The sequence below is a fragment of the Streptomyces sp. R41 genome (assembly GCF_041053055.1).
Classification (GTDB): Bacteria; Actinomycetota; Actinomycetes; order Streptomycetales; family Streptomycetaceae; genus Streptomyces.
In genome coordinates this window covers 8,271,515-8,283,871 of the sequence record NZ_CP163443.1, presented here as the reverse complement: position 1 = coordinate 8,283,871, position 12,357 = coordinate 8,271,515, and the positions used below count along the sequence as shown (strand labels likewise).

The window sequence follows — 12,357 nt, the reverse complement described above, 5'->3', positions numbered from 1 at the left end:
CCCGGCGCGGCCGAGGGTTTTCCCTCCCTCAACTCCCTTAGGGGGTTCCCTCATTGGGGGGAGTGCCCCTCCGCTTCTAACTTGGGAGCAGTGCCGCTCGCTCGGGCACACGGCGCCACCACAGGCACCGTGCATCACCCCCCACACCCGCGCGACCCCCCACCGGCAACCTCTTAGGAGACCCATGTTCGGGCTCAACCGCGTCAAGAAGACCGCTGCCGTCGGCGTGGCCACCGCAGCCGCCGCCGCGACGGCGCTGCTCGGTGCCCCCTCCGCCGCAGCCGCGCCGCAGCCGATCGTCGGCGGTACGACGACCACGACGACCGCGTACCCGTTCATGATGCAGATCACTGACGCGTCCGGGAGCCAGTTCTGCGGCGGCACCCTGGTCGCGGCCAAGAAGGTCGTCACCGCGGCCCACTGCATGGTCGGCGAGACCACCAGCAGCGTCCGCGTGGTCGGCGGCAGAACGTACCTCAACGGCACGAACGGCACTGTCAGCAAGGTCAGCAAGATCTGGGTCAACCCCGACTACACGGACGCCACCAACGGCGACGACGTGGCCGTGCTGACTTTGTCGACGGCGATGTCGTACACCCCGGCGTCGTACGTCTCCTCCTCCGACACCGGCGTGTACGCGGCCGGCACCACCGCCCGCATCCTCGGCTGGGGCACCACCTCGGAGAGCGGCAGCTCCTCCAACCAGCTGCGCACCGCGACCGTGCCGATCGTGTCCGACTCCAGCTGCGCGAGCTCGTACGGCTCCGACTTCGTGGCCGGCGACATGGTCTGCGCCGGATACACCTCCGGCGGCGTCGACACCTGCCAGGGCGACAGCGGCGGCCCGCTGCTCATCGGCGGCGTCCTGGCAGGCATCACCTCCTGGGGCGAGGGCTGCGCGGAGGCCTCCCACCCGGGCGTCTACACCCGTCTGACGACCTTTTCCAGCCTGGTGACCGCACAAGTCAATTCGTAGTCACCGATGAGCTCCTGAGTACCCCTCAGGTGAATGCCAGGGGGCGTTGCGGGCCTCCACGAGCGGCCCGCAACGCCCCCTATCCACTTCCCCCGCTCCCCCTACTTGTCGGCGGTCAGCTTCCCCGCGCTTGCCCAACTGTCCGCCGGCACCTCGTGGATCCACACCTGCACGCTCTCGGCCGGGATCTTGTACGCGTCGACGAAGGCGTCGGTGACGCGCTTGACGAGGTTTCGCTTGAGCTCGACGTCGCGCGGACCCTGCTGAACGGTGACGATGGGCATGGCTGAACTCCCTTGTCTACGGCGGCCCTTGCCGCTCGGCGAGTACGGGAACAGTCCATCGCGCGGGGCGTCAGCGACCAAGAAGCAGCCGGAGACGGCAGCGATCAGTTCTCGTGATCGCCGCGAGCAGCATCGCTGGAACCCGCGGTGCCGCAAGCCGCGAGCAGGCCGTCCAGGTACGGCGTCGGCGCCGAGCCGTGCACGGCGAGCCCCGTCCCGAGCGCCAGCCCCGGCGCCCGGAACGGCACGAAGGCGACCCGGGGCGCGTGCAGCACGCGCGCGTGGGACGCGTAGACCACCGTCCACAGCGGCCGGGCGCCGATGGTAGCGAGGGTGTTCTGCAAAGAGCCGCTCACCGGACCGGGCAGGGGCTCGAACCCCGCGTCGTGACAGGCCCCGACGACCAGGTCGACCAGCGCGGGGTTGATCCGGCGGGCGGTGATGCTCAGCGGCAGCCCGGCCAGCTCGTCGAGGGCCACCTCGTCCCGCACCGCCAGGGGGTGCCCGGCGGGGAGGGCGGCCACCAGAGGGTCGGGCCACAGCGGCAGCACCCGTACGCCCGGTCGGGGCTCCTGTGGTGTGGCGCCCCGTACGAACGCCGCGTCGAGCCGCCCGTCGACGACCCGGGCGAGCCGCTCCTCGGCCGGGAGCGCGACCAGCTCGACCTGGACGCCCGGCTCCCGCTCGGCGAAGGCCGCGAGCACCCGGTCGAGATGTTCCCCGAGGCCGGTACTGGTGCCGAGCCGCAGCCCGGCGACGGGTGCTACGGCCGCGCGGGCCCGGTCCGCCGCGGCCAGCACGGCCCGCGCCTCGGGCAGCAGCCGCTCCCCCGCGCCGGTGAGCCGCACATGCCGAGGTGAACGGTCGAAGAGCTCGGCGCCCAACTCCCGCTCCAGACGCCGGATCTGCTGGCTGACGGCCGACTGCACGATGTGCAGCCGTTCTGCCGCCCGGCCGAAATGCAGCTCCTCGGCGACGGTCACGAAATAGCTGAGCTGCCGCAATTCCATGGCATGGACTGTAGAGCGGCCAGGTGGCCTGCTGTTTGAATGGGCCGCTGTGGGAGGTGATGGACATGGTGTCCACCGACCGTTTCCTGGCCTTCGCGGCGATGTCGCTGCTGGTGATCGTGATCCCCGGGCCCAGCGTGCTGTTCGTCATCGGGCGGGCGCTCGCGCACGGCAGGCGCACCGCCGTGGCGACCGCGCTCGGCAATGTCGTCGGCTCGTATCTGCTGGTCGTGGCGGTCGCCTTCGGGATCGGCTCGCTGGTCGAGCGGTCGGTGACGGTCTACCTGGCGGTGAAGCTGGCCGGTGCGGCGTATCTCGTCTTCCTCGGTGTGCAGGCGTTCCGGCACCGCAAGGAGATGAAGGCCTCGTCGATCCGGGCGGATTCCGCGGCGCCGGCCCGCGGCGATCTCCGTACCCTCCTGGACGGCGCACTGGTCGGCGTCACCAATCCCAAGGGCATCGTCTTCTTCGCCGCGGTGCTCCCCCAGTTCGTCGACCACTCCGCCGGTCGGCTCCCGCTCCAGATGCTCCTGTTGGGCCTGATCCCGATCTCCATCGGCCTGGTCACGGACACTCTGTGGGGTCTGACCGCGTCCGCGGCCCGCGCCTGGTTCGCCCGCTCCGACCGGCGTCTGTCGCTGATCGGCGGCGCGGGCGGCTTCACGATGATCGGGCTGGGGCTGACGGTGGCGGTGACGGGGCGCGCGGACTGAGCTCTACCTGGCGACGACTCCGAAGCGGATGTCGTACGACGACGAGCCCGCCATCACCGTGAGCATCCGCTCGGCTTCCTGAACGACCTCGTCCCGCTGTGCCTTGGTGAGTGTGCCGAACGGCTCGATGGTGAGGATCTCGCCCTCCTGGCGCCATACGCCCGCGAGAAAACCGTCGACGAGCAGGGCGCAGTACGCCTGGTTGCCCTGCCAGGTGCGCCCCTTGAGGTCGGAAGGCACCACCCGGGAGCGGTCGGCGTGGGACAGCAGCAGGTTGTCGAACTCGGGCAGGAAGCGCGGCGGGGCGGGGGTGTCCGCGTCCGGGCGGGGCGCGTCGGGGAGGTCGAAGAGCTCGACACCGTTCTCGTCGCGGAACGTCATCAGCTGGGGCCGGAGCCGCTCGAAGGCCTCGCGCAGCCGGGTCAGGCCCGCCCAGGTCTGCATGTCCTTGACCGAGGCGGGCCCGAAGGCGGCGAGGTAGCGCAGGACGGTCGCGTCGGGCGCGGGCGCCGGCTCGGCGGGGCGGCCCAGCCAGTGCTCGGCGGTGGTGAGCGCGACCTGGCCGCTGCGGCCCCACAGGCCCCGCGGGGTGACCTGGACGAGGGGCAGCCGGCAGCGGGCGGCGACCGAGAGCGCGAACGGGTCGGCGTCCGGCCACTCGGCGAGCAGTGCTTCACGGAGCTGTTTCATGGTGCGCGGCTCGGCCTCCACCAGCTCACGGCTGATCGCGGCGAGCCGGTCCAGGTCGACGCCGGTGAGCCCGTTGCGGAAATTGCCCAGCTCCCGGTCGCGGGCGGCCTGCACGAGCGGGCGCAGGGTGCGGGCGTCGTCGGCGGTGTGCGTGTGAATGGTGGAGCGCATGGTGACGATGCGGACGACCTCCCGGTCGGCCATGAGGTGCGACAGCGCTTGCGGAGTGAAGCCGTCGAGGCGGGCGGCGAGGGCGTAGTACGGGGGCTTGACGTTCTGCGCCTGGAGGCCGAGGAGGTGCTCGACGGCGGCCTTCGCGGACAGCGGCGAGCGGCGCAGCAGGAGCTGACGGTCGAGGGTCGCGCGGTTGAGGGCACGGGTGCCGAGCACGGGGGCGGCGGTCGCGGTCCTCGCGGTCGTCCTGGCGGTCGCGGCCGTCGGGGTCGTCTTCGTCATGCTCCGCACGTTAGCGCCGCTTGCGGACACCTTCTGTCCGCAACTCTCACCGGATCCCGGGGCGACTGGGCACGCTCAGGTCGTTTGCCCCGTATATCCTGCTCCGTGATCACGCATACGTACGTTCGACATGGGAGGCAGCCGCGATGTCCGAGCGACGCGCCCGCTCAGCCTCGAAGAACACGGGAAACGCGAAGAACGCGGGCAACGGCAAGGACGCCAGGAAGTCCGTCTGGCGACGCGCACTGAACCCTCCGGCCGCGCCCGCGCAGCCCCCCGCGCACCGCCCTGACGCACCGGCACCGGACTCCGCCGAGGTCGCCAGCGTCGTACAGGCGGCCCTGTACCGCGACGGGGTACGCGTCTCGACCCCTTCCTCCCTCTCCGACACCTTCCGCGAACTGCGCGAGCAGCCGTCCGGCATGGCGTGGATCGGTCTGGCCCGTCCGACGGAGGCCGAACTCCTCTCCCTGGCAGCCGAGTTCGACCTGCACCCGCTCGCCGTCGAGGACGCGATGGAGGCGCACCAGCGCCCGAAGCTGGAGCGCTACGGCGATACGCTCTTCGTCGTGCTGAGCGCCGCGCGCTATCTGGACGCGGCCGAGGAGGTGGACTTCGGCGAGTTGCACGTGTTCGTGGGACCCGACTTCGTGATCACGGTCCGGCACGGCGCGGCGCCGGACCTCTCGGCGGTGCGCCGCCGCATGGAGGACACCCCGGAGCTGCTGAAGCTCGGCCCGGAGGCCGTTCTCTACGCGATCCTCGACTCCGTCGTCGACGGCTACGTCCCCGTCGTCTCCGGCGTCCAGAACGACATCGACGAGATCGAGACCGAGGTCTTCCGCGGCGACCCCGCGGTCTCCCGCCGCATCTACGAACTCTCCCGGGAGATGGTCGAGTTCCAGCGCGCCACCCGGCCCCTGGTCGGCATGCTGCACGGCCTGATGGCCGGTTTCGCCAAGTACGGCACCGACGAGGAACTCCAGCGCTACCTCCGCGACGTCGCCGACCACGTCACCCACACCAGCGAACGCGTCGACAGCTTCCGCCAGGCCCTCACCGACATCCTCACCGTCAACGCGACGCTGGTGACCCAGCAACAGAACGCCGAGATGCGCGCGTTGGCGGAAGCGGGCTTCGAACAGAACGAGGAGATCAAGAAGATCTCCAGCTGGGCCGCGATTCTCTTTGCTCCCACACTCGTGGGAACCATCTACGGCATGAACTTCCAGAACATGCCGGAGCTGCACTGGGCGTTCGGATACCCCTTCGCGATCGGCCTGATGGGCGTGGTCTGCGCCAGTCTGTACGTGATTTTCAAGAGGCGGGACTGGCTCTAGAGGGGGCCGGATCAAGGCGCGTCGATCAAGCCTTCCGACGCACAGCGCCTCACTGACTCACGCAACTCGAGCTGCGGGAACACACGTTGAACCCCGCCCGAATATGGTCCTGAACATCGACTGCGAGGCAATTTTTCGTCACGCCCCGGTCAAATCGTTGCCTGGCGTGTCCATGCTGCGCATACAGTAGCCACGCGTTCGGCGGGCATGGACCAGACCAGTCCTCGGCCCACCACCGACGCGTGACCATCAGCGGGGAAATGTTTCGAGTCGCACGTGCCGCGCCGCCTGCGTCTGCCGTGGGACTTGAGGGGGAAATCATGCGTTTCAGCAACATCGGTGCGCCCGACGCTGCCCCGGCGGCCGTCGACTCGTTCGTTCTGTACGGGGCCGGTCCGGCACCCGTGGACATCAGCAGCCCTCGTTCGTCGACTCCGGTGCCAGCGGCAGGGCCCGGGCCCGTGACCGCCGCCCCCTTCCCGACCACGTAGCGGCCTGTTCGCGGGGCTCTGACGCGCGCTTACACCCACACCGCCGACATCAGCGGGGCCGTGATCCAAGGCGCCGCCGACCGGTTCGGCGACGGCGACGAACTCATCGTGGGCTGATTCACCGCGTTCCGCGGGGACTTGGCCAATCGCCGCCACCGCCCCTGAGCAGGCGCACCGTCCAGAGACCGTCCGTGCTGTCGTCCACGCGGTTGTCGGCGCAACCGGCTGACCACCAAGACCACCCGTCCTTCAGGCCCTTGTGCCCGCAGGCGGGCCGAACCGTGCCCCGACCAGGCACGGGAGACCACTCAACGAGAAGCGGGGAAACTCTCTCTTGAGACCCAGAAGAAGAACACGCGCGCCGCTGGCCGCTGTGGTGGCATGCGCGGCACTGACCGGCAGCCTCCTGCAAGCAGCGCCCGCCACCGCCGCGTCCAAGCCGAACCCCGGCCGCAGCCACGCCACACCACCGGCGCCTCCCGGCGGGATCACCCATCCGGGCAGCAAGCTCGGCAAGGGCTGGAACACCTCCAAGGACCGGGCTGTCACCGTTGCCGCCGACACCGACGGTGTGCACGTCCTCGTCGCCGACAGCGCGAAGGCGTACGCGTGGAAGACCGCGGCCGTCCTTGCCGAGCCCGGTATGCCCGCGGACACGTGGATCGGCAACCAGTGCGTCATCGACCAGGCGCACGCTGCCGTCGTCTACGCGCCCCGCACGTTCACGAACAAGCCGGATCTGATGCAAGGCGGCGCGTTCACCGCGATCGTCAACCTCGACAGCGGGACCGTCACGAAGCTGCCGTTCACGGCTTCGCTGGCCTACTTCGACCCGTCCTGCAACCCGGACACCCACACTGCCGCGTTCACCGCCTACCGGGACATGAACGACCCGGAAAGCACGAAGTCGCGCGTAGTGACCGTGAACACGGCGGGGCAGACGACTGGCACGACCGTGACAGGCGGTGAGGTCACCAGCGCTGTTCCGGTGAAGGACGGCACGGTCGCCGCACGCGGCCGCAGCCTGGTCCACATCGACCGGTCCGGCAAGGTGAAGAACCTGACCGCCGCGGACAGCGCCCCGTTCGACATCCGCCCCACCGCACACGGGCAGATCGCCTTCGTCGACCGCAGCGGCGACACGACCGCGCGCGCCAAGCTGTTCACGGGTCACGCCAAACCGTCCGTCATCGCCTCGGGCAAGGTCGGCGACCTCGACCTGACGCAGGGCGCGGCGGGCCGGGTGTTCCTCACCGGCCACCCCACCGGCACCCCTCATACGAAGGGCACCGGGGTCACCCGCATCGACGCCCCCTCGAACACGGACATCTCCACCCTGGGGCGTCTCGCCGTCCACCCGGTCCTCACTCCCGGCGTCCGCGCCGGCCTGGAACGGATCAAGAACTCGGGCAAGGGCTTCACCAAGGCCGAAGCCTCCTCGCAGGAGCGGCCCGCGCAGGCCCCCGCAACAGTGACGTCCGACGCGCCGACGACGGTGACCTCCACCGCCACCACCACCGGCGAGAAGATCACCCAGTCCGTCCACGAGACGACGGCCTCCGCCGGGACGAGCACCTTCTCGCCCGCCCTCACCGACGGCGGATCGCCCGGCAAGAAGAAGCTGGCGCGCACCGCCGCGGCCGCTGTGTCACACACCCCGGTCGACACCGACCGCTGGTGCTCCGTCTCGCGCAACGACACCGGAGCCCAGGCGCTGCAGCCGACCCCGAACCAGGTCGAATGGGCCGTCGACATGGCCGTACGCGGCAAGCTGCACGCCGGTGTGATCCGGCAGGGCGGCTACCGCAACCAGACCGGCATGAGCTCCATCGACCCGCAGGGCCTCTTTCCCCCGCCGACGCTGAAGGGCGGCGACGGCAAGGGGCGCATCCCGGCCAACGTACTCCTCGGCATCATGGCCCAGGAGTCGAACCTGTGGCAGGCCGAGGGGGGTTCGATCCCCGGCCAGATGGGCAGCCCCCTCGCCGCCGTGGACGGCTACTACGGTCACAAGGCCGTGGACGGTGACCCGGACGCCTACTGGCAGATCAACTGGGACAAGTCGGACTGCGGCTATGGCGTCGGGCAGGTCACCGACGGCATGCGCCTCGCGGGGCACGAGAAGACGAACGAGACCAGCCTCTCCCCGGCCCTGCAGAAGGCCGTGGCGGTCGACTACGCGACGAACATCGCCGCCTCCATGAAGATCCTCGCCAGCAAGTGGAACGAGGTCCACACGGACGCGCAGAAGGTCACCGTCAACAACGACGACCCGTCCATGGTGGAGAACTGGTTCACCGCCGTGTGGAACTACAACCTCGGCTTCAACCCGCCGTCGGAAGCGTCGAAGCACGACGGGCACTGGGGCCTGGGCTGGTACAACAACCCGGCCAACCCGCTCTACAAGAAGAGCTGGGGCCACCCGTTCATGGACACCTCCGTGGACGGCTCGGAAGCCAACAAGGACGCGGCGCATCCGCAGGACTGGCCGTACGAGGAGAAGGTGATGGGCTGGTCCGCCTGGTCCATCGACACCGGCTTCTCCTACGGCACCTCGGGCCGTCAGGACTGGAAGGGTGAGTCCGGGTTCTCCTCGGCCGGCTTCCAGCCCGCCTGGTGGACCTCCCCTGGCCAGCGCAGCCAGGTCTCGCCGCCGCTGAGCACCTTCTGCAACGGCAACAACAACTGCGACCCGAACACGCCGCCGGACTGCAAGACCGAGGCGTGCTACGCGAAGTACTGGTGGAACAAGCCCAGCGTGCAGTGGAAGACCAACTGCGCCAACGATTGCGGTCACGAGAACATCAAGTACCAGACGGAGATCCCGGAGCCGGGACGCGGCTACCGACTCAAGAACGGGACCCCCGTGTGCTCCGGCGCCCCCACCGGCTCCCACGTCGTAGCCTCCGTCCCCAACGGAACCGAATCGTGGAGCGACTGCGGGCAGGTGACCTCTTCGGGCACCTTCCAGTTCACGTTCTACCCGGGCACGGAGGGCCGCTACGAAGCGAAGGCGGACCTGCACCAGGTCGGCGGCGGCTACGGCGGCCACTTCTGGTACGCCCACACCCGCGACAGGTCTCATCTCGGCGGTCCCAGCGGCTACATGACCGTCGACGGCACCTGGACCCTGGGCGAGAGCATGGACCTGGCCCAGGTGTACGTGCACGTTCCCGACACCGGGGCGCAGACACGGCGGGCCCACTACGTCGTCAACGGCGCGGTCGGCGGACCCTACGACCGGTACGTCAACCAGGACGGCAACAGCGGCAAGTGGGTGTCACTCGGCGCCTACAAGTTCACCTCCGCCCCGAGCGTGAGCCTGTCGTCCTACACGCCCACGGACGGCTCCGCCGACGACGACATCGCCTGGGGCGCCGTCGCCTTCCAGCCCGTCAAGGGCAAGTTCGTGCACCGCTCGCTGACCGCGGCCGCGATCTTCGACCCGAACCAGAACCTCGACTCCAACATGCCGGAGGAGATGTACACCCCTCTGCGGAACGCGAAGACCCTGCACGACTGGGGTCAGGGGCTCGCGTATCAAGGCCCACGCTGGGACAACCCCGGGGCGGACGCGCGCGGTCTCAGCTACGAGGCACGCTGCCCGACCGCCAAGGCGGTGGGCGAGTGCACCGGTCAGAAGACCTGGGACGCCGCCGACCAGTGGTACAAGGACATCAAGGCCGGCGGGGAGAAGCCGACTTCGGACGGCTCCGCGCCCGCCATGTCGATCCCCGTATGGATGGGCATGTCCAATCAGCGGCCCGATCCCTCGCAGCCCGCGAGTGTGGCGCTGAAGGGCGACAACAGCTACAAGATCAAGAGCGACGTCGACGTGACGTTCGTGTCCGACGACAGCGGGAAGATCGTCTCCGGCAGTGAGGGGGCGAGCTACCGGGTCCGTGTCGGCAACGCCCACCTTCCGTACTTCGTGACCAACATCATGAAGGCCATCGAAGCCGACTACGGCATCCCGAAGCCGGACATCGACTACACCACCCAGGATGCCCTCGAGTACGGGAACGTCCTCACCTCACACCCGTACACCGACGGCGACACCCCCGGGCAGGCGTATTTCCCCCACTTCCGGGGCGCACGCCTGAACGCGGACCGCTCGTGCGTGGACTTCCGCGCTGTCGGCGGCGGCGTCCACGGCTACCGGCCGATGGTCGCCCACAAGTACATCAACGACAACGTCAAGGCCTGGGTCGACAAGATCAACTCCAACCTTGAGACCAACTACGCCGTCAAGAATTTCGCCGGAGACATCTACTCGATGTTCTTCAAGAACAGCGGGGACAACAACGTCTTCGGCAGCATGATCGGCAACGCGCCTCCGATCTGGCAGGACGTCGCCGCCGCGTTCTGCGCGGACGGCAGCGTCAAGCCGATGCATCAGGAGGAGAACGGGGATGCAGCGCCGCACAACGGCATCGTGTTCCAGAGCTACATGCCCGACCTGTACCTCTACATCGACGACAGGATGACCGACAACCTCGGCCGTCCGTCGAACTCGAGGATCAGCGGAGGAGACTGGAAGGACTTCTCCAACTTCCCGCTGACGGCTCCCAACGGCAACGCCTTCGGCACCTGCAGTGCCGCCACCCGTGGAAGCGGCGGCAACCCGTGGAATGTCGAGCCGCCCGTCCCGGTCATCGGGGACGGACCCGGCTACCGGCCGTCGAACGTCGTCCACTGCGACGATCCGGCGAACCGGTTCTCGGACAACTACACACAGTAGCGTGTGACGTTCGTGTCGCGGGGGCCGCCCGCTTGTGCCGGAGCGGCCCCCGCGACAACGGGCGAACGGCGAGCCCGGTCCTCGGCGACCGGCGCACATAGCATGGGCACAGCAAAGAAAGCGGGCAAGCGGTCATGGGTTCAGGTGCCGATTTCATCGTCCTCGTCTTCCTCGTCCTGTACTTGGGGCCTGCCTGGTGGCTGTGCGCCAAGGTCGCGAGCAAGACGTCGAGGAAGATGGGCTGGCTCATGGCGACGGGGCTCATCTTCCTCCCGGCCGCGATACTGATCATCGGCGGCCTGTACGAGTCCGGAGGGCAAGGTTAAGAGCCCCTGACACAAGAACGCGGGCGGCGGCGAGCCGAGCGACGTCACCGCACTCTCGAAGGCCGAACAGGACGCGGGGCCTCCTCCGCGATGGTCACCCGTCGACGGGACAGCAGCAGTCCGGCTGCTGTCAGGGCCGAGGCGAGACCCAGCAGACCGACGGCGGCGGACAGGCTCCCGACCGCCGACTCGACGGCGATCAGCAGGAGCGGGCAGACGAACTCACCCGCGAAGAACGCCGCCGTCCACAGACCGGTGCCGCGGCCGCGGTCGACGTAGTCCAGCTTGGACATCGCGACGGTGAGCAGGGAGGGCAACAGGACGCCGCAGCCGAGGCAGTTGAGCACCGCCCCGATGACCAGGACGACGGGACTGCCGGCGAAGCCCATCACCACGAATCCGGCCGCGCACAGGGCGAAGACAGCGGGCAGCCTGCCCACGGGTTCGCCGCCCAGCTTGGTGAAGGCGATCGAGCCCACCACGGTGGCGGCGCTGGCGAGGGCCGTGGCCAGTCCGACGACGCCGGTGGACGTCACGCCCAAGTCGTCCAGCAGGTACGACATTTCCACCGGCACGGTGTAGAAGATCGTGGCGCCGAACAACGTCAGCACGCACAGACCTGCCAGCCGCCGTACGGGGAACGGCCGTGCCTCGGCGGCAAGTTCGTCCGCGGGGGCGCCAACCGGTCGGGGCTTGGGCAGGGCGGCGGCCATCGCCGGGGCGAGCAGGAGACCGACGGCGTAGATCCAGAACGGCGCACGCCAGCCCGCCGAGCCGAGCGCGCCGCCGAGCACGAAGAACGCGGTGGCGGCGGCGGAGGCGCACATCGTCTGCAGGGCGAGGTAGCGATCCCGTACCCGGCCGGTGTAGTAGTCGCCGATCAGTGTGGTGCAGCAGGTCATGATGGCGGCCTCGGTGATGCCGACCAGGACGCGGCTTGCGACGATCGCGCCGAGCGAGTCCAGCCAGAGCGGGGCGGTCCCGAAGAGCGCGTACAGCACGGTCGCTACGACCAGCAGGCGTTTGCGCCCGAGGCGGTCGACGATGACGCCGGCAAACGGGGCCAGCAGCGCGAGCGCGAGCGCGGGGATGGTCAGGACGACGGGGACGAGAGCCTTGGCGCCGGGGACCGAGTCGAAGTGGTCCTGCATCTTGGGCAGCACCGGCGCGATGAGGACGGCGCCGAGGACCGGCAGACAGCTGCCGGCCATGAGGAGCGTGGCGCGCAGGGGGCCCGCGTTCTCGGCAGTGTCCGGGGGGACGGCGGGCGCGGGCAGGGGAACGGATCCGGGCATGCGGGGCTCCACGAGCGGTGGCAGGGGGTGCGGAG

Annotated in this window: 9 protein-coding genes; 5 read left to right on the top strand and 4 right to left on the bottom strand. The window is 69.4% G+C overall.

Annotated elements, in window-relative coordinates:
- Positions 1-184: 184 nt before the first annotated feature.
- Complete coding sequence (locus AB5J53_RS37630; RefSeq protein ID WP_369250075.1) at positions 185-976, top strand: trypsin-like serine protease; 792 nt, start codon at positions 185-187, stop codon at positions 974-976.
- 101 nt (positions 977-1,077) lie between these two features.
- Here AB5J53_RS37630 and dmpI read toward each other — a convergent pair whose 3' ends face one another.
- Together dmpI and AB5J53_RS37620 are read right to left on the bottom strand one after the other, a co-directional pair.
- Positions 1,078-1,260, bottom strand: a complete 183-nt coding sequence (dmpI, locus tag AB5J53_RS37625; protein WP_369250074.1) for a 4-oxalocrotonate tautomerase DmpI — start codon at positions 1,258-1,260, stop codon at positions 1,078-1,080.
- A 104-nt stretch (positions 1,261-1,364) separates the two neighbouring features.
- Positions 1,365-2,270, bottom strand: coding sequence for a LysR substrate-binding domain-containing protein (locus AB5J53_RS37620; RefSeq protein ID WP_369250073.1), 906 nt, complete (start codon positions 2,268-2,270; stop codon positions 1,365-1,367).
- A gap of 65 nt (positions 2,271-2,335) precedes the next feature.
- Here AB5J53_RS37620 and AB5J53_RS37615 point away from each other — a divergent pair, with 65 nt between their 5' ends.
- Complete coding sequence (locus tag AB5J53_RS37615; RefSeq protein ID WP_369250072.1) at positions 2,336-2,983, top strand: LysE family translocator; 648 nt, start codon at positions 2,336-2,338, stop codon at positions 2,981-2,983.
- A gap of 3 nt (positions 2,984-2,986) precedes the next feature.
- On the opposite strand, the gene AB5J53_RS37610 is transcribed toward AB5J53_RS37615, so the two are convergent.
- A complete protein-coding gene (locus AB5J53_RS37610) occupies positions 2,987-4,129 on the bottom strand; it encodes a winged helix DNA-binding domain-containing protein (protein ID WP_369250071.1) in 1,143 nt (380 codons plus the stop codon).
- A gap of 146 nt (positions 4,130-4,275) precedes the next feature.
- Between AB5J53_RS37610 and AB5J53_RS37605 the strand changes: the two genes are divergently transcribed.
- The 3 genes from AB5J53_RS37605 to AB5J53_RS37595 all read left to right on the top strand — a co-directional run bounded on the left by AB5J53_RS37605 (position 4,276) and on the right by AB5J53_RS37595 (position 11,027).
- Positions 4,276-5,469, top strand: coding sequence for a magnesium and cobalt transport protein CorA (locus AB5J53_RS37605; protein ID WP_369250070.1), 1,194 nt, complete (start codon positions 4,276-4,278; stop codon positions 5,467-5,469).
- A gap of 825 nt (positions 5,470-6,294) precedes the next feature.
- Positions 6,295-10,701 (top strand): hypothetical protein, encoded by a 4,407-nt coding sequence (locus AB5J53_RS37600; protein WP_369250069.1) that lies wholly within the window; start codon positions 6,295-6,297, stop codon positions 10,699-10,701.
- 134 nt (positions 10,702-10,835) lie between these two features.
- The gene (locus AB5J53_RS37595; protein WP_369250068.1) at positions 10,836-11,027 is read left to right on the top strand and encodes a hypothetical protein; all 192 of its coding nucleotides are present in this window, start codon (positions 10,836-10,838) and stop codon (positions 11,025-11,027) included.
- Positions 11,028-11,071: 44 nt separating this feature from the next.
- Here AB5J53_RS37595 and AB5J53_RS37590 read toward each other — a convergent pair whose 3' ends face one another.
- A complete protein-coding gene (locus AB5J53_RS37590) occupies positions 11,072-12,322 on the bottom strand; it encodes an MFS transporter (protein WP_369250067.1) in 1,251 nt (416 codons plus the stop codon).
- Between the last annotated feature and the right edge of the window lie 35 nt (positions 12,323-12,357).